The sequence below is a fragment of the Erythrobacter sp. S259 genome (genome assembly GCF_057364965.1).
Genome location: NZ_CP200286.1, coordinates 481,941 through 506,441, shown reverse-complemented (window position 1 = coordinate 506,441; position 24,501 = coordinate 481,941). Strand labels below are relative to the sequence as shown.

Below are 24,501 nucleotides of genomic sequence, written 5' to 3'. Positions count from 1 at the left end.
CCCAATCCATTCTCACTGGATTGATAGCCGCGCGCTCGCCATTTGGGCTTCATGGATACCGGCACTATATATCTTGTGGGCGCAGGACCGGGCAACCCCGACCTCCTGACGCTTCGCGCAGCGCGGCTGATCGAGGCCGCCGAAGTGATTGTGCACGACGGGCTGGTGAGCTCTGAGATCATGGCCATGGCACGCGATGATGCGCGGCTTATCTCGGTCGCAAAAAAACGTGCGCGCCACACTATGCCGCAAGACGATATCAACCTGCTGCTTGTCCGTCTGGCCCAGCAAGGTCACGATGTCGTGCGGCTGAAAGGCGGCGATCCGCTGATCTTTGGCCGCGGCGGGGAAGAGGCCGAACTTGCAAAAGCGCACGGTATGAAAGTCGAAATCGTGCCGGGTATCTCGGCTGCCAATGGAATGGCAGCGGCAACCCAAATCCCCCTCACCCACCGCGATCATGCTAGCATTGTCAGTTTTGTCGCAGGCCAATGCAAAGGTTTGTCGGATCAGGACTGGTCCGGGCTTGCAGGAAAGGGCCGAACTCTCGTGATCTACATGGGCGTCAAAACCTCGGCCCAGATCGCTGAAAAGCTGATGGCGGACGGCCTTACGCCTGATGTGCCCGTCGCTGTGGTCGAAAATGCCGCACGCGCCGATATGCGCGTTGTGCGCGGGCCTTTGGCGGAGCTTCCGGACCTTGTAAAAAGCCACAAGATCATATCCCCTGCGCTCATCGTCATCGGCGATGTGACTGCGCGCGAGGATGGGTATCTCGCGCAGATCGCCGTGGAAACGCACCAATGAACAAAGGCACTTCAATGAAAGTTCTCACTGGAAATGACCTGAAGACAGGCGATGTGATCTGGTGGACAGGCGAAGGCTGGTCGCGCCATGTTGATGATGCTGTGGACGCTAGCGAACGGGCTGAGCAAGTGCTCGCTGCCGAGGAGGCGGCCCTTCGCGTCAACGTGCCATACGTGATTGAGGCGAGCCGCGAGGACGACGGCAGCGTGCGCCCTGCCCACATCAAGGACCGCATCCGCGCCCTTGGACCCACCGTGCGTCAGGATTTGACGCTCAAACCCAAAGACCCCGAAGCGATTGATTGGGTAATATAGGCATGTCCTCAAGGTTTAATATCACCGAGATCAAACTCTCAAGTACTCTGGGAAGGAGCGGCACGCGGGCCGGGCTGGTTGCCCGGACAAGAGCGGCGACGCCCTCCAGTTTGCTTGAGAGTTTGACCGCTTTGGCGGCGGGCCAAAAGGCCCCGATTTCAGCGTTGTTCGTCAATCACGATGCTGTGGCATCGCTCACTCCTCACGCCTCAAAACCAAGGCCTTTTGGCTCCGTCTCGGCGAGATTTAACCTTGAGGACATGCCTTAATGTATAAGTATGACCAATATGACCAAGCGATGGTCGATGCCCGTGTCGAAGAATTCCGCGATCAGGCCCGCCGCCGCCTTGAAGGTTCGCTCTCAGAAGACGAGTTCAAGCCGCTGCGCTTGATGAACGGGCTCTATCTGCAACTTCACGCCTATATGCTGCGTGTGGCCATTCCCTATGGCACGCTCAACAGCGAGCAGATGACGGTGCTGGGCGATATCGCGGACAAATATGACCGCGGATATGGTCACTTCACCACGCGGCAGAACCTCCAGTACAATTGGATCAAACTGGAAGACACAGCCGACATTTTGGCAGACCTTGCCAAGGTCGAAATGCATGCCATCCAAACCTCGGGCAATTGCATCCGCAATATCTCGTCCGACCACTTCGCAGGCGCGAGCCATGACGAGCTGGTCGACCCGCGTCCTTATGCTGAGCTGATGCGCCAATGGTCGAGCTTCCACCCGGAGTTCACCTACCTGCCGCGCAAGTTCAAAATTTGCGTGATTGCGTCCGAGAAAGACCGTGCTGCGATGCGCCTGCACGATATCGGCGTGCAGATTGTCAAGAACGATGATGGCGAAATCGGCGCGCGCTTTTTTGCAGGCGGCGGCATGGGCCGCACTCCCATGATCGCGCCCATGATCCGCAACTTTGTGCCGCTCGATCAGTTGATCACCTATGCCGAGGCGTGCCTTCGCGTCTACAACCGCTATGGCCGCCGCGACAATAAGTACAAGGCGCGCATCAAGATTCTCGTCCATGAGCTGGGCCGCGACGAGTATGTTCGCCAGGTCGAAGACGAGTTCGCGCATATGCTCGAACAAGGCGTTGAGCCGCCGCGTGAGGAATTGGAGCGGATCAAGCCGTTCTTTGCTGATCCTGCGTTTGAAGAAGGGTCCAAGCAGGTGGATCGCTCCGATCCTGACTTTGCCCTTTGGGTGGACCGCAACACCAATCGTCACAAGCACGATAGCTATGTCTCAGCGGTGATTTCGCTGAAGCCCGTTGGCGGCATCCCCGGCGATGCAACCGGCGACCAAATGCGCCTGATGGCCAAGCTCGCCAAGCAGTACAGCTTTGACGAATTGCGTATCATGCACACGCAAAATGTCGTGCTGCCGCATGTGAAGATTGGCGATTTACACGCGCTCTGGACTGCGCTTGAGACCGCTGATCTCGGCGCGCCTAACCTCGACACAATTGAGGACATGATCGCATGCCCAGGCCTCGATTATTGCGCACTCGCCAATGCGCGTTCGATCCCGCTTGCACAGCGCATCTCAGAGCGTTTCGATGCCTCTGGTAAAACCGAGAAACTGGGCGAATTGAAGCTTAAAATCTCCGGCTGCATTAACGCCTGCGGGCACCACCACGCAGGCCACATCGGCATCCTTGGTGTCGATAAAAAGGGCCTTGAGAACTACCAACTTTCGCTCGGCGGATCTGAGGCGGAGGACACCAGCCTCGCCAAAATCACCGGCCCCGGCTTTACCGAAGACGGCGTGATCGAAGCGGTCGACACCGTCACCGATGTCTATCTCGCCAACCGCGAAGAAGGCGAGCGTTTCCTCGACACCTATCGCCGTATCGGCATGGCTCCGTTCAAGGAGGCGCTTTATGGATAATCCACTCGGCACGTCCCCCGACGAAGTGCAATTCCGCTTTCGCGATGACGAAGTCGTCGACCACGCAGCTGTCAAAGTCGATGCATGCTGCGACCAAACGAATGCCACCGCTGTCCGGATCGAACCGGGCGATGATGCGCGCGTGCTGCTGCCCTTCCTCGGCCGTTTGGCTCTGATCGAGGTCAACTTCCCCGCGTTTGGCGACGGGCGCGGATATTCCTCTGCCCGCATCTTGCGCGAAGCGGGTTTCACCGGAGAACTGCGCGCGGTGGGCGATGTGGGCATTGACCAACTCAGCCACATGCGCCGCTGCGGCTTTGACGCCTTTGCCCCGCAAAAGCCTCTCAACGAGGAAGACGCGACTCGCGCCTTTGCGACGTGGGAAAACGTATATCAGGCCACCGGAGATGGCCGCCGGACAATTCCACAAATCCGGCACGGAGGTTGACATGACCAAGCCAGAGTCCCCCGCTGCAATGGAAGAACGCAAAGTCGACACCCTCGATGTGTCACCGCGTTTCACCGAGCATGACGCTGTGCGCCTTAACCGTATGTTCCGTGGCTCTTCGACGCGGGAAATGCTTAAAGCCGTGATCGAGGGATCGCTTGCAGGCGATGTCGCGACCGTCTCTAGTTTTGGTGCAGAAAGCATTGTTCTGCTTCATCTCTTGGCCGAAGTTGATCGCAATATTCCCGTAATCTTCCTCGATACCGGCAAGCATTTTGCCGAGACAATCGAATACCGCGATGCGGTGGTTGAGCGGCTCGGCCTTACCAATCTGCAAATCCTGACGCCTGACGAGGCGGACTTGGCGAAGAAAGACGAAACGGGCCTGCGCTGGTCTTATGATCCCGATGGTTGCTGCGAAATTCGCAAAGTAAAGCCGCTGGAGAAGGCGCTCGACCGCTTTGATGCAAGCTTCACTGGCCGCAAGAGTTTTCAATCGGCCACACGGGCCAATTTGCCCCGCTTCGAAGTGGACACTTCGGATGCGGCAGGCCGTTTAAAAATTAACCCGCTGATCGACTGGTCGGCTGAAGACATCGCCGCATATCTCGAGGAACACGGCCTTCCCCGCCACCCGCTGGTCGCGCGCGGTTTCCCGAGCATTGGCTGTGAGCCTTGCACCCACAAGGTGGCTCCGGGCGAAGACCCGCGTTCAGGCCGGTGGAAAGGCTGGGACAAAACCGAATGCGGCATCCATAAGCCGGGCGAGGAACCGTTTCTGTAGGCCAATCGCGGTAGGCCCAAGCGCGTCAGAGCCAGCCCTTGTCCTTGTACCATTCGGCGGTCATTTTGAGGCCAGCCTCGCCGTCCCATACCGCTTGCCAGATCGAAATCGGCGGCGCGCGGCGCAGGTCGCTTACCCAATCCTTATGGAGCATATAGCCAACCCTATCCTCGGTTAGCTTGGCTTTTCCGCCGCGGATCAACCCGTCGAGCTTTGCGCCCCATTGCATGATTTGAGGCGGGAGCGGCGCGGCAATCGCATTGGGATTGCCCACCGCCTCGCCGATCATCTTGGCGAGATCCTTATGCGTATAGCCATAAGCATTGTCGTCCCATGGCTCGTACATTTGGCCCTTGGTTTTGGGGTTAAGCGGCACAAGCGCCAACAATAACCGCGCCAAATCCTCGACATGGATAAGCGAGCTTGCTCCTTCTGGCGGCACGGGAACAATGCCTAATTTGGCCGCTTTAAAAAGGTCGAGGTAATCCTTGTCGCCCGGGCCATAGACGCCTGGAGGACGCACGATGGTCCAGTTAAGGCCGCTGTCTTCCACGAGCTTCTCTGCGCGCGCCTTGGATGCGCCGTAAGCCGATAGGTCCGGTTCGCGCGCCGAAAGCGAGGATACGAATACGAAGCGTTCTATCCCGGCTGCCTTCACCGCCGCAATCATATTGGCGGTCCCGGTGACATTGGCCGCCTCGAACCGGCCCGGATTGGGCGTGTTTGTGAGCCCCGCAATATGGATTACCGCATCACAGCCTTGCACCAACTCGTCCAAGGACGCGGTGTTGTCGAGAGTGCCGGAAACCCACTCAACGCCTTCGCGCGGGACCGAGGCCTGCCGTGTCAATGCGCGCACCTTGATCGCCTTGTGCAAGGCCGCATCAAGCGTTGCCTTACCCACAAAGCCGGTGGCTCCCGTGATCGCAATTCTCGTCATGCCTTAGGTCTCATTCATGCACCATATGATCGCGGTGCACGACGGCTGCGCGCGGGGCATAACCGAGCTTTGCCTCTTGTTCTCCGCCAGACAGGCCAAGGATCGCGCGGCATTCCTCGCTTGAATATTCGACGAGGCCCTGTCCCAGCCGTTCCCCCTTGGGACCGTGCAAAGACACCAGAGCGCCGCGCGCAAACTCGCCTTCGACCTCGGTAAGGCCCGCAGCAAGCAGGCTCGCCCCGGCCAGAAGCGCGCTCACACAGCCTTCGTCCACGCTCAGCACGCCTTCGAGCGCTAGCCTCCCGCCAAGCCAGCTTTTGCGCGCATTGTCGCTTCGCACCGGCAGAAAGATCGTGCCCCGACCAGCCTCGACCGCCTTAGTGATCGCGGAGCTTTGCGTGCCGTTAATGATAGCAAGCGCGATCCCTGCGCGCTCTGCAATACGGGCGGCTTGAAGCTTGGATAGCATTCCGCCTGACCCCATGCCCGATGAGCTTTCGCCCGTCGCCATTGCGATGACTTCAGGCGTCACGCCCTCCACCCGCTCAATCAGCGCCGCGCCCTCTTCGCTTGGCGGCTTGTCATAAAGGCCGTCTACATCGGACAAGAGCAGCACCGCATCGGCATTGCCCGCCTGCGCCACGCGCGCGGCAAGCCGGTCATTGTCACCAAAACGGATTTCCTCGGTCGCAACGCTGTCGTTTTCATTGACCACTGGCATCGCGCCCGCCTCAAGCAAGCGGTCGAGCGTCGCAGCAGCATTGAGGTAACGGCGGCGATCCTCAAGATCGTCCAGTGTGACCAACATTTGGGCGGCCACAATATCGTGAGCACCCAGAACATCCGCCCACAGCTGCGCAAGAGCCACCTGGCCAACAGAGGCTGCGGCCTGCGCATCAGAAAGGCTCGCCCGCCCGCCTTTGGGCAAGCCAAGACGCGAGGCACCCAGCGCAATCGCCCCGGAGCTGACAACAATTATCTGAGCACCATTCTCGCGAAGGGTCGCCAGGTCTTTTGCAAGCGAGCGGATAAGCGCAGTATCAGGCTCGCCATCGCGGACAAGCAGCGCGCTGCCAACTTTGACAACGATGCGCCGCGCCTCGGCAATATCCTTAAGGCTTGTAACCGCCATGGGCTTTAGATCGGCGACCATTCGCCTTCGCCCTCAGCTTCGTCTTCAACCTCAACCGTCTTGGTCTCAGTAGAGGTCCGGTCAGGCAGATAGGAAAGCACAGCGTCGAGCAATTGCTCGATACCCTCGCCGCTTGCACCGGACACAGTAAAGACCTTGTCCGCGCCCGCTTCGACTAACTCCTTAGAAAACGCCTCGGCCAATTCCGCATCGGCCAAATCGAGCTTGTTCAATGCAATCAGCTGCGGCTTATCCTCAAGGCCCGCGCCATAAGCGGCAAGCTCATCGCGCACGACGCCCATGGCCTGTGCGGGATCATCGCCTGCAATGTCGATCAAATGGATCAGCACACGGCAGCGCTCAATATGGCCCAGAAACCGGTCGCCAATGCCAGCGCCATCCGCTGCACCCTCGATCAGGCCCGGAATGTCGGCGAGCACAAACTCGCGCTGCCGGTGACGCACAACCCCAAGTTTGGGGATGAGGGTCGTAAAGGCATAGTGTCCGACTTTGGCCTGAGCATTCGAAACCGCATTGATGAAAGTCGATTTGCCCGCATTGGGAAGGCCCAAAAGCCCCACATCGGCGAGCAATTTAAGGCGCAGCCACACCCACATTTCTTCGGATGGTTCACCCGGTTGGTGCTGCCTTGGCGCGCGGTTGGTGGAGCTTTTGTAAGAGGCATTCCCGCGTCCGCCCATGCCGCCCTCAAGGAAGACCTCGCGCTGCCCCACTTCTGTGAAGTCGGCAAGTACTTCCTCTTTATCCTCAGACAGTACCTGCGTACCCACAGGCACTTGGATCACAAGGTCCTTGGCGCTTGCCCCAGTTTTGTCTTTGCCCTGTCCGTGCGCGCCGCGCTTGGCTTTGAAGTGCTGCGAATAGCGAAAGTCGATGAGCGTGTTGAGACCTTGAACGGCTTCGAGCACGATGTCGCCGCCCTTGCCGCCATTGCCGCCATCGGGGCCGCCATATTCGATGTATTTCTCGCGCCGGAACGAAACCGCACCGGGGCCGCCGGCACCCGATTGAAGATAGATTTTGGCTTGATCCAGAAAGTGCATTTTTTTAGCCTTAAGCGCCGGCGGGGACCTCGCCCCCTTAGGCTTTCCTCGCCTTCCCCTTTGCCCAAATCAATTAAGGCCTAAGGCTCGGCTGCGGGCGCACGCCCAAAAACGTCTTGGCACACTCGCGGTCACCGATGTAACCGTCTGGCGTTGGACGTCTGGTCGCCTCTAAAGCTCCCGCATAACAACCGCAAGCGCAGCGTCAGCTTGAGCCAGCCCTTTCGCTGTCACTTGTGACCGGCTGAGTCACAGGCTGAGAGACGACATTCTCTTGAACGGGCACCACCGGAACATCAGCGCCGGTTTGCTGATCCGTGACTGCCCCCGCAGCCGTTGTCGGCGTGGCCAAGGTCGAAGATGGGTTACTCTGGGCACTTGGCACTTCCATACCGTTGGCCTGCGCTTCCTGCACTGCGACCCAGCCCGGCTGCGAGGCTCCATAGCGCTCACCATATTGTGCGTCCCACTGCGCAGACTCGCGCTGGTAGCGTTCATAGTCGCTAAAGAAGGTTTCGAATGGCGTTCGAAGTCCGGCAAAATTTGCTTTTGCAAACACTGAAGGATCGCTTGGAGGGGCTGCTAAATAGCGGTTCGAGACATCCAGCGCCGCGCGGCAGAACCCAGCGCGTGCAGGTGGAAGTGCGAAATAGTTATAAACCGAGGTCATATGCGCCTCGCGCGCGAGGATACCAGCACGCCGTCCGCCGTTTTCCTGGCGATACGTCCGGTCAATCCGGTCATTCACCTTCTTAAGCGCGCGCGCATGCTTTTTGATATAGGCGCTGTAGCCGGTCAGGATTGGCTGATACTGAGCCGCCGTGCAATTGAGCGCTGCAACATTCCAAGCAGAGCGGAAGTGCCAAATATCCTCATCCTCTGATCTTCCGGTGTTGATCGTCTCCCTTTGTCCGCTCGCATCCTTGCCCGGCATGGTCATCACATAGGAGGCCCCGCCCGGAGGCAGCGGTCTGAAAGGGATGCGCTCGGCTGCTGGTGGCGGCGGCGGCGGTGGAGGCGGCGGCGGGGCAGGCGTTGCACATGCAGAAACAAGTGAGACCGCAAGAGCTGCTCCCACAATCTTAATTGGGGTACTTTTCAAAGGCGCATCTGGTTTTGCAAACATCTTTGAATTGCCGCGATCTCTTGTCATTTTATTATCCCTTGCCCGCTCAAACCTGCGGGGCTGCACCATGATATGAACACGCTTGATGTGCAATGGCGTCTGGTGAAAGGCACCTTACACAAAGCTCGCTTTGTCTTGCCGGTGACATGAATGTCACCTGACAAAAGAAAAAGTCCGAGACCTTTTCGTAAGGCCCCGGACTTTTCGTAGTTCTGACAGAGCCTTGCTACAGGCAGGCTAACTATTCGCGGCTACCGAGAAAATTCAGCAGAAACATGAACATATTCACAAAGTCGAGATACAGGCTAACCGCACCCATGATCACAGCTTTGCCCATGAAATCAGTCCCGCGCAGGTACTGATAATCGTTCTTGAGGCGCTGTGTGTCGTAAGCGGTGAGGCCTGCGAAAATCAGAACGCCAAGGCCGCTGATCACGAATGCAAGCGGGCCAGAGCCGATGAACATGTTGGCGATGCTAGCCACGATCAGGCCGATTACGCCCATAATCAGGAACGAACCCATGCCCGACAGGTCTTTCTTTGTCGTATAGCCGAAGAGCGAAAGTCCTGCGAAGGCCGCGGCGGTCGCGAAGAAAGTCACTGCGATAGACTCGCCGGTGTAGATGAGGAAGATCGTCGACATGGACAGACCCATCACGGTTGCAAATGACCAAAACACAATCTGGAGCGTGCCTTGGCTCATTTTGTGAAGGCCAAAATTCATCGCAAGGATAAATCCAAGCGGTGCAAGAGCAACGATCCACATAAGCGGACCGTTTGCAAAAACATATGCAAGACCGGTTGCCGCAGCGCCCGCTGCGACAATGCCTGTCAGCAGAACCGCTGAACCCATATAGTTGTAAATCGAAAGCATGTAGGAACGCAGACCTTCATCATAGGTCTCACGTCCGGCGACATCTCCGCCCGCGCGGGGCACAGAACCAAATTGTTGCGACTCTTTCCAATCAGACATTTTGGATCCCTTTGTCTCCAATGATGACACGAGAATACGTGCCGTATGTGGCCAATATTGGCATTTTGCGCGCGGTTTTCAAGCAAAACCGGTTGAGTTTCGACGAATGTCATTCATATAAGAGCGAAATATAATTAACGAAGCGTTTCAACCAACACTCGCAGACAGCTCAGAGCCGCGTTTGGCCGTCGCATCGAGCGTTTTGGTGAGAAGCTCAACGAGTGCTTTTTCCGCATCGAGTACGTTCAAACCCTGTCGGGTCATGCCTCCCGGGCTTGCAACTTGATCCGCCAGCTTTCCCGGTGACACCTCTGACCGCGCGGCAAGCGCAGAAGCGCCCTCAACCATCGTCAAAGCCAGCGCGGTCGCCTGCGTCTTTTCAAGGCCGAGAGTGGTCGCAGCTTCGGCCAAGGCATCAATAAAGCGGTAGACAAAGCCCGGCCCCGATCCGGCAAGCGCCGTCACAAGATCAAATTTTACTTCATCCTCAAGCCACAGCGCCGTGCCGAGCGGATCGAAAAACGCGTGAGCACCCTCGCGCTCACCTTCGTCCATCCCGTCCTGTGCAAGAATGATCGGAGACTTGTTCACCCGGCTCGCAAGGTTTGGCATCACGCGTATGTGCGATGAGGCGTCCGGATATGCTCCTTTAAGCTGCTCCAAGGTGATCCCCGCGAGCAAGGAGTAAACCGCCACACCTTCCCCGGTAAGCGCCTGAATTTCCGGCGAACGCTCGCCGAGTTGCTGGGGTTTGAAACCGAGCATCACTGCATCATGGTCACCGACTGCAATGGCCTCTGACACGTCACGGTAAAGAGGGACACCTTCAGGGGCTTCCTCAAGCGATTTGCTTAGGATCGAGAACCGCGACCGTTCAAAACCAGCGGCAAACCAGCCGGCCAGCATGGCCCCGGCCATATTGCCGCAGCCGATGATGAGAAGTTTTTTGATCTGCGCCATTGAATCCACCCAAGCCTATGCCCTTCACAGTCTGCCAATCGCTTCACCGCCGATGGTTACGCCTCGCCTGCTGCGTCAACCATAGCAGCGTCAAGTGCGGCGCGCGGGGATTTGTCTCCCCACAGCACGAATTGGAACGCGGGGTAGAACCGGTCGCACTCGTCAATCGCGTTCTCGACCAGTGCCTGAGCCTGCGTAATCGAGAGCATTCCATCATCCCCCAAAAGCGCACCGTGCCGGTAAATCAAAACATCGCCTTGTGACCAAATATCAAAATGACCCAGCCACACCTGCTCATTCACGAGGCTCAAAAGCTCATATGCGCTTGGCTTCTTTTCCGACGTTACCCGAATATCTGGAAGACACAGGAACTGAAGCACATTGTCCTGAGCGCGCCAGATCGCACGCAGCTGGTACTTCGTCCAGCTCCCCTGAACCTCGCCTACCAGCTCGTCGTCAGAGACAATCTCGCTGCTCCAACCGCGCGCTTCAAACAGCGCAGCGAGCATCTCGATCGGCGCTGCATCATCGTCGGAAGGGTATTCCTGCTCGCGCGGTCTCATGCTTCACCTCGCGTGCTATCGCTCGCAGGTAAGATCTGGACCAAAGTGATCCGGGATTTTGGGCTCTTTTGCATCGGCTTCTGAGATGCACCTTGATCTTGCCGTTTGGCAATCCGCCGCAGCCCCAAGTCTTGGGGAGAAGTCTCTTGGCTTGTTCAAACCCTGTGCACAGAAAGCCGGGGAAGAATGTAAAAACCTACTTAAGCTCTTTGATCTCAGTGCCTTCAGGGCTTGTATAGGCGAAGGTTTCGATCCCCTTCTCACCTAAGGCATTTATCAGACGCCGCGCCTCGTTGTTGTTTTCAATCGGCCCGGCAAGCAAGCGATTGGCCCTGCCCCAAGGGGTAACATGAGGCTCATATTCACCAAGCAAATCGGCCGCTTTGCGTGAAAACCGCCGCCAATCAAACTTGAGCGCCTGCACATCCCGGCCCGTTGCAAGTTGCACCCAGACCCGGCGCGGATGCTCTGGCTGCGCTACCTCAGCTGCAGGCACGACCTCACGTGGTACTTCGATTGCGGCGATATCAACAGCATCGGCCTGCCGCTGGGTCTGGGATGTATCGGCTATGCCGAAATCAGCAAATGCATCCGCCACACTGGCGGGAACATCGGCTGGGACAGGGCCTGGATCTGGGACAGGCTCTGGGGCTGGGACTGGGTCAGAAACAACAGGAGCATCTGCGATAGCGGCGGGCACAACTGCGGCAGGGGCGACAGGTGCAGGGGCAACAGGTCCAGGGGCAACAGGTGCAGGTTCCGGCTGAGTGCTACCTTCAATCTGCCGCGTTGCAGGCCGGAGAGAAGTCTCAACCTCTCTTATGGCGATACGCGGAAGACCTGGGCTCCCATCGCTTTCGACCATGGCCGGTTCAGGATCGGGTGATGGTATGCTTGACGAGCTTGCAACCCCTTCCACTACAGCCGCTGTATCTGGCCTTGCCGGGGACCCTAAAGGTTCACCTTGAGGTTCAAGCAGTGCACCACTCTCGCTCTCCGCAACAAATCGAGCAATGCGCGGGTCTTCGCGTCCGATATCGGCCGCCTTTGGGAAAATGCCCAAGTTCGCGGCAGCCGCCTGCTGAGCCGGGGTGAGGCGCGGCATATAGGCAAGATAGGGATTGATACGCGCTGCAAGATCGGGGGGCATAACCGAATTGACTATCCCCTCAGCCCGCTCTTGTTCCCCCAGAATTGCCAAGCCGAATGCACGCGCCCGAAACGCAGCCACATCTCGCGCTTCGAGCAAGGGAGCGAGTGTCTCCTGAAACCCTCCCGCGTCTCCTGAAATTGCCTGACTGATCGCAAGGCGCCTACGAAGCTCATCATCTTGAGGTGATAGATCAATCGCAGATGCATAGACCTCTTGAGCGGCTTCTTGATCTCCCAGCAGATCGAATGCCAAAGCGCGCGGACCAAGCACATCGCGCTGTACAGCGCCCGCGTTTTGCGCCTCGTCCAGCAAAGGGAGCGCTTCCACGGGGCGGCCTGAGCGCAAATACACCCTTGCCAGGCCCAATTTGATGCGCGGGTCATTGGGCGAACGCCTCGGCTGCGCTCGCGTAAAAGCCAATGGCTGCATCAAGATCGTCAACCGCAACAGAGGCATCTCCTGCTTCAAGGAGCGCGGCAGTGCTGCGCGGACGGCGCGCCAATTCAAGCAAAGCGCGGTTCAGACGCTGCACCTGCTGAGAGGGGAGAGGCTGCACCACCTCACGGGCGGTTGATTGCTGCGCCTGAAGCGCTGACGCCCCAAAGATGGCACAGCCAGCGGCAAGAGCGCTTCCAAAAGCAGCGAGATAAATAGGTTTCACAGACCAGAAGGTAACAGCATTAACCAACCCGCGAAAAGCCCCCAATTCATCAAGGGCCCATCGTTTAAGACAAATGGCACTGCCCGAGAGGTGAACCGGGCAATGTTATTTGCAATCGGTTATTGGTTGTTTTGACGTCCAAGGAAACGGGGAATCGATAGCGCTGGTGCATCATCATCGCCGTCCTCGTCCTCCTCGCCGTCCTCATCATCAGCGCCTGCGGAAGAACGAGACAGATTGGCCATTCGCTCAAACAGGGTGGCCCCTCCGCCGGATGCAGAACCGCCAGATGCACTGCCACCAGATGCAGAACCGCCAGATGCTGAGCCACCAGATGCAGAGCCGCTGCGGTCAGAACCATCGCCAGGATCGCCGGAAGATTCGCCGCCTGAAGCAGCGCTACTGTCAGAACCAGATCCGCCGCGCGATTCAACCTGCTCATTACGCTCAGCCAAACGATCAGCATCAGCCAGCAGATCGCCATCGCCGTCATGTGTCGAGGCATCTTGCGCGGCAGCCCATTGCACAGAGGTCGATTCGTCCGCAGCGCTTTCTTGGAACTCAGCCCCGAGATCTAGCGCCTCTTCTCCATGACCTGCATCATCATCGTCTGCACCGCGAAGCCCTGCGAGAGGGTCAATGATCTCGTCAACATCATCGTCCCCGTCGCCCATGTCGTCGCCAGCCTGCATGCCGGAGAGATCGAAGGGCTCTGCTGGACCTTTCTTGGCAATGAGGTCCGTGGCCGTGTCAGCTTCAGGCTCCGCCTCGCCCGCCTCCACTTCGCCCTCGGGGGAATCATTAACGGAATTCGGAATTACCGGGATCCGGGGCGCAGCCCCGAGCGCATCAGCCTCGGGTTCCGGCTCACTTATCGTCTCTTCGGCTTTGGCTTCCTGCTGCGTCTCTGTTTGCGCGGCAAGGTCGAGCACTGGCCGCTTCGGCGTGCGCGATGTTGCAAAGCTTTGCGGCGCAGCGCGCGGTGCTTCAGCTCCAGCGATCTGTTCTATGCCGGTCGCAACCACGGAGATACGAATTTTGTTATCCATATCGGGATTAAACGCGCTGCCCCAGATGATGTTGGCGTCCTCGTCCACCAGATCGCGGATGTAGTTGGCCGCTTCATCGAGCTCCATCAGCGTCATGTCTTCGCCGCCGATGATCGAGATGATCACGCCGCGCGCACCTTGCATGGACACGCCATCAAGAAGCGGGTTTGCGATCGCCTGTTCAGCAGCGTTGAGCGCGCGGTTTTCACCCTCGCCCTCACCTGTACCCATCATCGCCTTGCCCATCTCGCTCATCACGGCGCGGATATCCGCAAAATCGAGGTTGATAAGGCCCGGATTGACGATCAGATCAGTGATCGAGCGTACGCCTTGCTGGAGCACTTCGTCGGCCAGCTGGAAGGCCTGTTTGAAGGTCGTCTCAGGCTTGGCGACAAGGAACAGGTTCTGGTTCGGGATCACGATCAGAGTGTCGACATGCTCCTGAAGTTCAGCAATCCCCGCTTCGGCCGCGCGCATACGGCGCGTGCCTTCGAACAGGAATGGTTTGGTCACAACGCCGACGGTGAGAACACCTTTGCGCCGCGCAGCCTCCGCGATCACAGGCGCTGCGCCCGTACCGGTGCCTCCACCCATGCCAGCGGCTATGAAGACCATGTTGACGCCTTCAAGTGCCTCTTCGATCTGCTCAACGGTCTCTTCTGCAGCCGCTTTGCCCACTTCGGGCCGCGCACCTGCACCAAGGCCGCCGGTGATATCCGGGCCTAGCTGAATGCGAGTTTCGGCAGGCGAGGAATTCAGCGCCTGCGCGTCCGTATTCGCGGCGATAAACTCTACGCCCTCGATCTCGGACTCAATCATATTGGTGATCGCATTGCCGCCAGCGCCGCCAATCCCGACAACCGTTATACGGGGGCGGAGATCGTCAGTTGCAGCTGGTCCGATATTGATGCTCATGGCCTTAATCCTCCAGACCTTTAGGGCTAAGTATGCACGCGTGCCCTAAGGTATGACTTCTGTGACACATTCATCATGTGTCTGTTATACTTAACACTTCCTTATCCACAGAGTGTATTTAACCATAGCGCGCTGGATTTGCATGCGTTTTTCGACCAAGCAATTGTAATTTTGGTTAAATTTAGAAGTTTTCCTTTAGCGCCCGCCACAACCTCGACACGCCTGTGAACAGGCTAACCGATCCGCCGAAATTGTGCGCTTCAGCATAACGGCTTCCGACAGCGCGAATATCCACCGGATCAACAGCGGCATAGAGGCACAGTCCTGCAAGCCCTGAGAAGCCTGGCGTCGCGTGCGCCTCTGGCATACCGGTGAGTGCCGGTGCCCGGCCAATCCGCACGGGCATCGCTAGCGCGCTTTGTGCAAAGTCGGCAAGCCCGGCGAGCTCTGCCCCGCCACCTGTGAGAACAACTTGACCGCCGCGAACACCGGCAAAGCCCAATTCTTTGAGCGCCGTGCCGATCTCTCCCATCAGTTGCGATTGGCTCTGGGTGATGACCGATATGAGGTCAGCGCGCGCTATCCGGTTTTTGTCATCGGCCCCGCGCGCATTCGAAGTGCCAGCAACACCCTCTGTCTCATTGGGGCCATGGACGGGGATCATCTCGCGGTGATCGCTTGGGCTAGCGATGGCTGAACCCGATACACATTTGAGCCGCTCTGCTTGGAAACGCCGGATGCCAAAAGCGCTCGCAACGGCGTCTGTGATATCGCCGGAACCCAGAGGAATGGACTTGAGGCCAAGCAGCATTCCCGCCGCAAACACCGATACATTGGTCACATCAGAGCCGATCTCGACCAAAGCCACTCCCAGATCGCGTTCCTCATCGGTCAGACAGGAATAACCCGAGGCGAGCGGCGCCGCGACGACGGCTTCGACCTCAAGATGAGCGTTTTGCACCGCCTCCATAAGATTGCGCACGGGCGCCCCGTCCGCGAGCATTACATGGATATCGACGCCTAAGCGTTCGGCATGAAGGCCGCGCGGGTTTGCGACCCCGTGCGCGCCGTCCAAAGTGTAATGCGCTGGTATTGCGTGAAGGACGCTGCGTCCATCAGGGTGGATCATATCGCGCGCTTCAAGAAGGAGGTGTTCGATGTCCTCTTCCTCAATCCTGCGTCCGCCAATATCAATCTCGACCTTGGAAATCGTGCTTTTGAGCCCGGCACCTGCGCACGCGATCCAAACGCTTTGTACATTGGTGCCCGCGTTCTTCTCCGCACGCTCCACCGCATCGCGAATGGCATATGTCGCAGCCTTCATATCGGTGACATAACCGCGCTTGACGCCGTTGCTTGCTCTGTGACCAGAGCCCAGAACCACAAGATCGCCCGTCTCGGTCTCGCCCATGATCATCGCCGAAATGCGGAATGAGCCCACATTGACTGCGCCAAAGACTTTAGCCAATCTGGCCTGTGCGGCGCGCGCTTTCGAAGGAGCGGGTTTGGGAGCGGATTTAGTGCGAGCCATTGTTTTTCCTATTTACGACCCCGTCATTTCAACTGCGTCGGCGCGGCCAGGCACACGCATGTAAATGCGAGGGGGGCTGCGCATATCGAATGTTGCGACTTGCCCTCCGATCAATCGGTTTTGTCCATCCATGCGTGCAAATTTGACCAGAGCTGTGGCGGAAGGCTCTGCGCCTTCTGGAAGGGCGAGCACTTGTCCGCTTTTGAACGAAATGTTCCAGCGGCGATTTCCGACCCATTCAGCAGCTTCGACTTGGGGACCCAAGGCAGGCGCAGAGGCCAGCAAGGCCTCAAGCGGTGCAACCTGCATGTTTGAACCCGGACCAGAGATGATCATTTCGTCGCCGATTTTGTCCCTGGCAACCGGTTCCAATTCGACGCCTTCTGCGTCAATCAGCATCATGCGGTCGGGCTTTTCAAGCACTGCGTGAGGAGTGCGTTCAACAATGTCGATGACGAGCGTTGAGGGCAGTTGTACCGAGATACGCGCGTCTTTGACCCATGGAAGCTCGCGCAATTCCTCGCGCAGCGCCTCAAGCTCCACCGCGGGCATTGGCCGGTCTTTTTGCGCAAGAGCACGGGCATAGATTTGCTGTTCATCCATGCGCGACGTGCCGGTGACGCGGACGTGTTTCACCTCAAACCCGGCATCCGACGCGAGCACTGCGACCTGAGCCTTAGCCATGGCGGGAACACCGGCAAGGTTGGCGATCACGAAGGCGATACCGACAGCGCCGCCGATGATGAGAGTGAGCCAGATCGTACTCCACTGCTCTTCGGTGAACGGCAGCCAGCCCATGATTGTGTCGAGAACACCGCCAGTCTTCGCCTTCGCGCGGCGCGCGGTGGCCGCACGGCTTTGTGATTTGGCAGCGCGGCGGACGCCCTTGGTGCCTGAACGCGTAATTCTAGCCATTTGCGCCCTCCACTCGTTTGATCTTGTCTTGATGCACTCTGATCGCTTCCATCACGATCAGTTCAACCAGTTCGGCATAGCCAATGTCCGCGTGGCGCGCCTGTTCAGGGACGAGGCTTAGCGGGGTCATGCCCGGCTGCGTGTTGGTTTCGAGGACGAACACGCCCTCTTCGCCCAATTCCTCATCCCAGCGATAGTCCGTGCGGCTGGTGCCGTGGCAGCCCAGAATTTGATGCGCCTTAACGGCGTATTCTTCGCAGAGTGCTGCGATCTCAGCCGGGATTTTGGCAGGGCACACATGCTGCGTGCGCCCCTCGGTGTATTTGTTTTCGTAGTCGTAGAACCCATTATCGACGATCAGTTCCGTGACGCCGAGCGCGCGTGGCCCCGCCGGCCCGTCGATGACAGCGGTGGTAAGTTCGCGGCCCTTGATGAAGGGTTCGGCGAGCAGTTCTGAAAACTCCTGCCAAGGGCCTTTCGCATCGCGTGCAATCGGATTGCCGACGTTGGAGTCCTCAGTGATGATCGCAACGCCCACTGACGACCCTTCATTGACGGGCTTGAGCACGTAAGGGCGCGGCAAGGGATCGCGCTCGTAAAGCTCCTCGCAAGGCACAATCCGACCGCCCGGCATCGGGATGCCATGCGGGGTGAGCGCCTGCTTGGTCAGCTGCTTGTCGATGGCGATGACAGAGGTCGCGAGGCCAGAGTGGGTGTAAGCAATCCCCATAAGGTCGAGCATCCCTTGGACGCTCCCATCTTCACCCGGAACGCCGTGGAGCGCGTTGAACACAACGTCGGGATTGGCCGCAGCGATCTTGGCCGCCACATCGCGGTCCATGTCGATTTGCGTGACGCGGTGCCCATTCATCTCAAGCGCATCGGCAATCCCTGCGCCTGACATGAGAGAGACCTCCCGCTCATTCGCCCAGCCGCCCATAAGGACGACGATGTGAAGGGGGTTTGCGGGGGGCGTCATACCCGCCCCACCCGGCGGATTTCCCACTCCAGTTGAATGTCTGAATTGGCGTAGACTTTCTCGCGCACCAGCTCGCCCAGTTCCTCGATTTCGGTCGAGGTGGCGGTGCCTGTGTTTATGAGGAAATTGCAGTGCTTTTCGCTGACCTGTGCCCCGCCGTGGGTGAAGCCGCGAAGGCCAGCATCATCAATCAGTTTCCAGCTCGAATGCCCCTCAGGGTTTTTGAAAGTCGAGCCACCGGTCATCGAACCGATGGGCTGGCTCTCTTTGCGAGCGTTGGAGATGCGCGCCATGTCGGCCTTGATCTCATCTGCGTCACCGGGAAAGCCTTCAAAGCGCACCGCGACGACCACCGCGCCTTCGGGCAGGGCCGAGTGGCGATAGGAATAACCCAGGTCCGCATTGGTGAGCGTCACGAACTCACCGCCGGGCAGGATCACATCGCAGGAGGTCAGCACATCGCAGGTCTCGCGGCCATAACATCCGCCGTTCATCTTTGTGACGCCGCCCACCGATCCGGGAATACCGATAAAGAATCGCAGGCCATCAATGCCAGCCTTCGCCGCGCGGCGTGCGACCACACTAACAGGAGCAAAAGCGCCCGCTTCAATCGTAGTCTCACCGGTCACTTTGACCTCAGCAAAGGGCACGCCAAGTTTAATCACCACGCCCGGCACTCCGCCGTCACGGATGATCATATTGGAGCCCACACCCAAAGGCATTACCGGGACGCTCGGGTCGAGCGCTTGGAGAAAGGTTTTCAGGTCGTCCAAGTCCGCTGGCTCAAACAGCCAATCGGCATGGCCCCCGCTCTTGAACCAGACATGTTTGGCCAGCGGCGCGTCCGGCGTAATTTTACCCCGCACGCTTTCGATAGGAATGGGCGCGCCCGCACTTCCCTCGACCGTGCAAGTCGGCGCGCGGCCATCGTCCCTGTCATTCCAATCGCCGGGTTGGATATGGGGCTGGTTGCTATTCATCTGGGAGCTCATGTCTTGCTTATCGCTGAAACAGCTGGCGCAAGGGTAGCGGCCCACTTAGTGATATCCCCGGCGCCAAGGCATACGATGATGTCTCCAGGTACGATTTGTGTCGCAAGTGTTGCTGCAAGGTCGCTTTGGCTGGCGGTCGTTTGCGCCGAGCGGTGCCCGCGTGACCTGAGTCCTGCGGCAAGCGCCTCTGCATCAACGCCCCTTATCGGGTCCTCGCCCGCTTCATAGACAGGAGTGACAAAGACCGTATCTGCCTCGTTAAAGCAGCTTTGGAAATCATCCATCAGATCCCGCAGACGCGTGTAACGGTGGGGCTGTGCGACGGCGATGACGCGGCCTCCATTATCATTTGACGCAACGGCTTCGCGCGCCGCTTCGAGGACGGCTTTGATCTCAACCGGGTGGTGAGCGTAGTCGTCGATCACGCTGACCGAGCCGCCTTCGACGTCAATGCTGCCCACTTTGGTGAACCGGCGGCGCACGCCTCCGAAAGAGCCGAAGCCTTCGCGGATAACCTCGTCAGCGCATCCCATCTCAATCGCCACCGCAATCGCGGCCAAAGCGTTCTGCACATTGTGACGCCCAGGCATAGGCAGGTGCACGCCTTCAATCCGGCGGTCTTCTTCTCCGCGCTGGCGCACGATCACATCGAAGGTGTTGCCGCCATCAGAGGGGTGCACATTGACCCCGCAAATGTCGGCCTGAAGCGAAAAGCCATAGGTCACAACCTTGCGGTCGCGCACTTCGCCAATGACCGCCTGAACCTCTGGGTGATCCACGCAGAGGATCGCAGCGCCATAGAAGGGGACGTTGTGAATGAACTCGACAAAAGCGCGTTTGACCCCGTCAAAATCGCCATAATGGTCAAGGTGCTCAGGGTCGATATTGGTGACGACCGCAATGGTGCCGTCGAGCCTCAGGAAACTGCCATCGCTCTCATCGGCCTCAACCACCATCCAGTCGCTATCACCGAGCCGAGCATTGGAGCCATATTGCTCGATAATTCCGCCATTGATGACGGTGGGGTCTACTTGGCCCTTGTCCAGCAGGCTTGCGATCATCGAAGTCGTGGTCGTTTTGCCGTGGGTGCCCGCCACCGCGACGGTGGATTTGAGCCGCATCAGTTCGGCCAGCATTTCAGCGCGGCGTACCACGGGGATGCGGTTTTCCAATGCGTGAGCCACCTCAGGGTTCGTGCGGCGAACGGCGGTGGACGTCACAACCACTGCTGCGCCTTCTACATTTTGTTTGGCGTGTCCGATATGCACTGTGATGCCGCGCCCTCGAAGGCGCTCAACGCTTGGTCCCTCGGCAAGGTCGCTGCCTTGGACGCTATAGCCCAGATTGTGCATCACCTCTGCGATACCGGACATGCCAATCCCGCCGATGCCGACGAAGTGGATTGTGCCAATATCGGTGCCGACACCTTTCATGCAGCAGCATCCTCATTGCTCTCACAGTTGGCGGCTTGCGGCTTGGTTTGATCGGCGGCTGCTTTAGGTGCGCTTTCCCCCACGCGGATCACATCCATCAGGTCGATGCCGCCCATGCTTTCGACAAGGTCCGCAAGTTCCTTGGCAGCCTTGGGCCTGCCACAATTCCACGCGCCATGCGCTGCGTTGGATAGGCTCGACGGGTTCTGCGCGAGCGCCTGTATCTGCTTGGCCAGTTCCTTAGGCGTGAAAGCATCCTGCCGGATCATCCGCGCCCCGCCTGCTTTCACGATTTCCGCCGTGTTTACAGCCTGATGATCATCTGTTGCAATTGGCAACGGGATCAAAATCGCAGGACGGCCCACCGCCGTTAGCTCTGCAATGGTCGATGCGCCCGCGCGCCCGATAAACAAATGCGTGTCTGCAAGCCGCTCATGCATATCCTCAAAGTACGTGCCCAGCTCTGCGGGAATATCGTGATTGGTATAACGCTCACGCACTCTGTCCAAATCTTCAGGACGGCATTGCTGCGTCACTTGCAGGCGCGAGCGAAGCGCCGGGGGCAACATCGCGAGACCATCGGGAACCACGTCGGAAAGGACGCTTGCCCCTTGCGATCCGCCCGTGACCAAAACTCGAAGAAGGCCCTCGTCGGTTAGTGCCGGAAAATCCTCATCCCTAAGCGCCAAGACCTCTTCGCGCACCGGGTTGCCGACCAGATGGACCTTACCCGAGTATTTCGCCTTAAGCCGTTCCACTTGCGGATAAGAGGTCGCAATCGCATCCACGCTGCGGGCAAGCAGGCGGTTCACGCGGCCCAATACCGCGTTTTGTTCATGCACAGCGCTTGGCAGTTTTGCAGCATTAGCGGCGAGCAGTGCTGGAAAAGCCGGATAGCCGCCGAAGCCAACGATGGCGGAAGGCTGGATGGTCTCAAACAAGCGCAGCGCCATATTGCGCCCTTCAAGTACGGCGCGAATGCCGCTCACCCATTTCAGCGGGTTCTTACCAAAGCGTCCCGCAGGCAGCACATGGGCCGTTAAAAACTCAGGCTTACCGGGAATATTTGCGCCGCGCTCATCAGTGATTAACGCCGTATGGTGACCGCGCGCGTGCAGTTCGTCTGCTAAGGCAAAGGCGGGGATCAAATGTCCCCCAGTGCCCCCGGCGGCCAAAACGAAATGGCGGCTCGCCCCGGTTGGTGTCTCGCTGCTCATTGTTGCACCTTAGGATTGCTCAATTTCCCAGAACGCCCAAGCAGGTCTTTGATGCCCGGCTTCTCCCGCTCCAGAAAAGGATTACGACGCGTAATCGCTAAGAGCAGTCCGAAGGTTAGGCAAATCGCCAGCGTCGATGATCCCCCGTAACTTACCAGCGGCAAGGTCATGCCTTTGGATGGGAACAATTGCAGATTGACCGCCATGTTGATGAAGGCTTGCCCCCCGATCAATGTGGCAAGGCCAGCAGCGGCGAGCAAAGCGAAGAGGTTTTCCTCGTTCACCAGCCGGACAAGAGCGCGGGTGATGATCGCAACATAGAGCAAAAGGATAACCGCACAGGCGAACAAACCAAACTCTTCGCCAATGACGGAAAAGATGTAATCGGTATGCGCCTCAGGCAATTGCATCTTGCGCGTGCCCAGCCACAACCCGCTGCCGGTCCAACCGCCCGAGGTCAGGGTGCGTTCGGCGAGATACACCTGGTCATAGGCCGTGCCCCCGCCGAGGAAGCTGTCGATCCGGTAACGCGCATTGTCATAAAGGAAATAGGCCGCCGTCAGGCCTGCGATAATCGTTCCCATCAACGCCCCGATCCGGGCGAGCGACACGCCCGAGAGGACCACAAGCACAAACCATACGCCGCCAAACAAGATGGTAGCACCAAGGTTGGGTTGGAGCATCAGAAGCGCCGCGACCAATGCCATCGCAAGCGTCGCATAGGCGACCACTGGCAAGCGCTCATCGCGCATGCGCCACGAAAGCACCCATGCCAGCAGGATCGCAAATCCGGGTTTCAAAAACTCAGAAGGCTGCAAGGACATGCCGACATTAAGCCAGCGCCGCGCACCGTTTTTCTCCACCCCGATCAAAGGCACGAGAAGGAGTAAGAAAACCATGACCACGGCAAGAAGAATGCCAGCTCTGCGAGCGTCTTCCCGCTTTAGGAACGAGGCTCCAATCATGACGCCAAGGCCCATGACTTGAAAGACGATGTGTCGCTGCAAAAAGGCGAATTCGTCTACGCCATATTGCTTGCCGCCCGCAGGCGATGCCGCTGCCACAGCAACCGTGCCAAGCGCCATAAGAAGGACAACAAGGCCAAGCAGCCACTTGTCCATTTCGCGCCACCAAATAAGCACACGGTCAGCAAAACCGCGCTGCACTGCAACAGGCGCATGGAAGCGCGCATCGCCCCTAACGGAGGGTCTACCAGACGTGTTGTAAGAGAGGCTCACGCTATCTCTCCCTTGATGTAATCTTCATCGGTGTTGGGGAAGGCGGCAGGTTCGCAGTCCCCTTTTTCAGCAATAACGCCCACCAGTTTGCGGAAATGGTCGCCCCGGTTTTCATAATCGCGAAATTGATCGAAACTGGCACAAGCAGGCGAGAATAGGACCACATCACCAGGCTCAGCGGCATCACGCGCGCGGGCAACCGCTTCGCACACCAGTTCGCAAGGCTCGACCTGCGGAACCTTGCCCTGGAGCAATTCGGCAAAGCGAGGGCCCGCCTCGCCAATTGTGTATGCTGCCGCAATGTTGGGAAGCATCTCTTCGCAGGCACCAAGACCGTCCTCTTTGGCCAATCCGCCCACGATCCAATGAACCCGCCGCGCGCCGCTGCGAATGCTTGCGTTTGGCGGGTAAGCTGCAAGTGCAGGCGCAGAAGAGGCGGTGTTGGTGGCCTTGCTGTCGTTCACAAAGGTCACGCCGTGTTCCTCGCACACAAACTCCATCCGGTGCGGGAGGCTACGGAAGCGTTTAAGGGCGTGCCGCCACTGCGCTTTGGTGACGCCAAGCTCCTCTGCGATAGCAACAGCCATGGCAGCATTCTCGAGATTGTGGGGCCCTTGTAGGCTTGGCCATTCGTGCTGAAGGTCAGCGATGGCTTCCATATCGGCTGTGACAGCGCGGCCCTCAGGGCGGCGATTACGCTCGCGCTCCATTATCGCATCGGCAGGCTCTTTAAGCGAGCCGAACACGGCTAAACCGCCCGCGCTTTGCATCTCGAACAACCGTGCTTTCGATGCGGCATAGGCGGCAAAACCGTCATAGCGGTCGAGGTGATCGGGCGTGATGTTGGTGAGCGCCGCTACTTCGCAATCGAGGCGCAGGGTGAGGTCAATCTGATAGCTCGACAATTCGAGGACATAGACCCCGCTACCGGTCTCATTCGGCTCAAGAGGTTCCTGCCCCATGATAGGCTCGCCAATATTTCCGCCGAGCAATGCAGGCAGCCCGGCCATGGAAAGAATGTGATGGGTGAGAGCAACGGTCGTTGATTTGCCATTGGTGCCGGTCACACCAACAATGCGGTGAGGCGGCAGCTCAGGGCGGGCAAGCGCAAACAGTTCGATATCGCCGATCACTGGCACGCCAAATTTGGCAGCATGCGCGGTGATTGGATGGGTGTTAAGCGGCACTCCGGGCGAGACCACAAGCCCATCAAGCCCGGCCAAATCTATTTCTAGCGGGTCAGCAATCTCGCAGCGTCCCTCGAACGGCGCACGCGCAACGTCCTGCCGGTCCCACACCGCGACCTTCGCCCCGCTTGCAAGCAAAGCCTCCGCCGCAGCCGCACCCGAACGCGCGAGCCCGAGGACCGCGTAGCGCTTGTTGGCGAAGGCTGTAGACGTAATCACT

At 58.5% G+C, this 24,501-nt stretch carries 23 protein-coding genes; 5 read left to right on the top strand and 18 right to left on the bottom strand.

All coding sequences use genetic code 11. The annotated features are described in order from the left end of the window. Positions 1-51 precede the first annotated feature (51 nt). The 5 genes from cobA (at position 52) to AC0V60_RS02235 (ending at position 4,253) form a co-directional block, all read left to right on the top strand. Positions 52-807 (top strand): uroporphyrinogen-III C-methyltransferase, encoded by a 756-nt coding sequence (cobA, locus tag AC0V60_RS02255; protein ID WP_486176932.1) that lies wholly within the window; start codon positions 52-54, stop codon positions 805-807. Positions 808-821: 14 nt separating this feature from the next. Further along, positions 822-1,121 (top strand): DUF2849 domain-containing protein, encoded by a 300-nt coding sequence (locus AC0V60_RS02250; RefSeq protein WP_486176931.1) that lies wholly within the window; start codon positions 822-824, stop codon positions 1,119-1,121. A 268-nt stretch (positions 1,122-1,389) separates the two neighbouring features. Beyond that, positions 1,390-3,021, top strand: coding sequence for a nitrite/sulfite reductase (locus tag AC0V60_RS02245; protein ID WP_486176930.1), 1,632 nt, complete (start codon positions 1,390-1,392; stop codon positions 3,019-3,021). Continuing rightward, positions 3,014-3,469 (top strand): DUF934 domain-containing protein, encoded by a 456-nt coding sequence (locus AC0V60_RS02240; RefSeq protein WP_486176929.1) that lies wholly within the window; start codon positions 3,014-3,016, stop codon positions 3,467-3,469. Before AC0V60_RS02245 ends, AC0V60_RS02240 begins: the two co-directional genes overlap by 8 nt. Position 3,470: 1 nt before the next feature. Continuing rightward, on the top strand, positions 3,471-4,253 hold the full coding sequence (locus AC0V60_RS02235; RefSeq protein ID WP_486176928.1) for a phosphoadenylyl-sulfate reductase: 783 nt from the start codon (positions 3,471-3,473) through the stop codon (positions 4,251-4,253). A 25-nt stretch (positions 4,254-4,278) separates the two neighbouring features. Here the strand turns inward: AC0V60_RS02235 and AC0V60_RS02230 are convergent, their stop codons facing one another. The 18 genes from AC0V60_RS02230 to murD form a co-directional block, all read right to left on the bottom strand. After that, positions 4,279-5,193: an NAD-dependent epimerase/dehydratase family protein gene (locus AC0V60_RS02230; protein WP_486176927.1), complete on the bottom strand. Its 915-nt coding sequence runs from the start codon at positions 5,191-5,193 to the stop codon at positions 4,279-4,281. A 10-nt stretch (positions 5,194-5,203) separates the two neighbouring features. Beyond that, a complete protein-coding gene (gene proB, locus AC0V60_RS02225) occupies positions 5,204-6,346 on the bottom strand; it encodes a glutamate 5-kinase (RefSeq protein WP_486176926.1) in 1,143 nt (380 codons plus the stop codon). Beyond that, positions 6,331-7,389 (bottom strand): GTPase ObgE, encoded by a 1,059-nt coding sequence (obgE, locus tag AC0V60_RS02220; protein WP_486176925.1) that lies wholly within the window; start codon positions 7,387-7,389, stop codon positions 6,331-6,333. Before obgE ends, proB begins: the two co-directional genes overlap by 16 nt. A gap of 205 nt (positions 7,390-7,594) precedes the next feature. Further along, on the bottom strand, positions 7,595-8,542 hold the full coding sequence (locus AC0V60_RS02215) for a hypothetical protein (protein ID WP_486176924.1): 948 nt from the start codon (positions 8,540-8,542) through the stop codon (positions 7,595-7,597). 214 nt (positions 8,543-8,756) lie between these two features. Continuing rightward, on the bottom strand, positions 8,757-9,488 hold the full coding sequence (locus tag AC0V60_RS02210) for a Bax inhibitor-1/YccA family protein (RefSeq protein WP_486176923.1): 732 nt from the start codon (positions 9,486-9,488) through the stop codon (positions 8,757-8,759). Between the two features lie 147 nt (positions 9,489-9,635). Continuing rightward, the gene (locus AC0V60_RS02205; RefSeq protein WP_486176922.1) at positions 9,636-10,448 is read right to left on the bottom strand and encodes a pyrroline-5-carboxylate reductase family protein; all 813 of its coding nucleotides are present in this window, start codon (positions 10,446-10,448) and stop codon (positions 9,636-9,638) included. 56 nt (positions 10,449-10,504) lie between these two features. Further along, positions 10,505-11,011, bottom strand: coding sequence for a type III secretion system chaperone family protein (locus tag AC0V60_RS02200; protein WP_486176921.1), 507 nt, complete (start codon positions 11,009-11,011; stop codon positions 10,505-10,507). 196 nt (positions 11,012-11,207) lie between these two features. Further along, a complete protein-coding gene (locus AC0V60_RS02195) occupies positions 11,208-12,491 on the bottom strand; it encodes an SPOR domain-containing protein (RefSeq protein WP_486176920.1) in 1,284 nt (427 codons plus the stop codon). A gap of 52 nt (positions 12,492-12,543) precedes the next feature. Continuing rightward, positions 12,544-12,852 (bottom strand): hypothetical protein, encoded by a 309-nt coding sequence (locus AC0V60_RS02190; protein WP_486176919.1) that lies wholly within the window; start codon positions 12,850-12,852, stop codon positions 12,544-12,546. 92 nt (positions 12,853-12,944) lie between these two features. Continuing rightward, positions 12,945-14,789 carry a cell division protein FtsZ gene (gene ftsZ / locus AC0V60_RS02185; RefSeq protein ID WP_486176918.1) on the bottom strand — a complete coding sequence of 615 codons (1,845 nt, stop codon included), beginning with the start codon at positions 14,787-14,789 and terminating at the stop codon, positions 12,945-12,947. Between the two features lie 181 nt (positions 14,790-14,970). Then, positions 14,971-16,320 carry a cell division protein FtsA gene (gene ftsA / locus AC0V60_RS02180; RefSeq protein WP_486176917.1) on the bottom strand — a complete coding sequence of 450 codons (1,350 nt, stop codon included), beginning with the start codon at positions 16,318-16,320 and terminating at the stop codon, positions 14,971-14,973. A gap of 12 nt (positions 16,321-16,332) precedes the next feature. Further along, positions 16,333-17,235 carry a cell division protein FtsQ/DivIB gene (locus tag AC0V60_RS02175; protein ID WP_486176916.1) on the bottom strand — a complete coding sequence of 301 codons (903 nt, stop codon included), beginning with the start codon at positions 17,233-17,235 and terminating at the stop codon, positions 16,333-16,335. Next, the gene (locus tag AC0V60_RS02170) at positions 17,228-18,214 is read right to left on the bottom strand and encodes a D-alanine--D-alanine ligase (RefSeq protein WP_486176915.1); all 987 of its coding nucleotides are present in this window, start codon (positions 18,212-18,214) and stop codon (positions 17,228-17,230) included. Before AC0V60_RS02170 ends, AC0V60_RS02175 begins: the two co-directional genes overlap by 8 nt. Then, positions 18,211-19,194, bottom strand: a complete 984-nt coding sequence (gene murB / locus AC0V60_RS02165; RefSeq protein ID WP_486176914.1) for a UDP-N-acetylmuramate dehydrogenase — start codon at positions 19,192-19,194, stop codon at positions 18,211-18,213. Before murB ends, AC0V60_RS02170 begins: the two co-directional genes overlap by 4 nt. Before the next feature lie 8 nt (positions 19,195-19,202). Then, a complete protein-coding gene (gene murC, locus AC0V60_RS02160; RefSeq protein ID WP_486176913.1) occupies positions 19,203-20,639 on the bottom strand; it encodes a UDP-N-acetylmuramate--L-alanine ligase in 1,437 nt (478 codons plus the stop codon). Then, positions 20,636-21,856, bottom strand: a complete 1,221-nt coding sequence (gene murG, locus AC0V60_RS02155) for an undecaprenyldiphospho-muramoylpentapeptide beta-N-acetylglucosaminyltransferase (RefSeq protein WP_486176912.1) — start codon at positions 21,854-21,856, stop codon at positions 20,636-20,638. Before murG ends, murC begins: the two co-directional genes overlap by 4 nt. Then, positions 21,853-23,094, bottom strand: a complete 1,242-nt coding sequence (locus AC0V60_RS02150; RefSeq protein ID WP_486176911.1) for an FtsW/RodA/SpoVE family cell cycle protein — start codon at positions 23,092-23,094, stop codon at positions 21,853-21,855. Before AC0V60_RS02150 ends, murG begins: the two co-directional genes overlap by 4 nt. Then, complete coding sequence (murD, locus tag AC0V60_RS02145) at positions 23,091-24,500, bottom strand: UDP-N-acetylmuramoyl-L-alanine--D-glutamate ligase (protein WP_486176910.1); 1,410 nt, start codon at positions 24,498-24,500, stop codon at positions 23,091-23,093. The genes AC0V60_RS02150 and murD overlap by 4 nt, the downstream gene beginning before the upstream one ends. Position 24,501 lies beyond the last annotated feature (1 nt).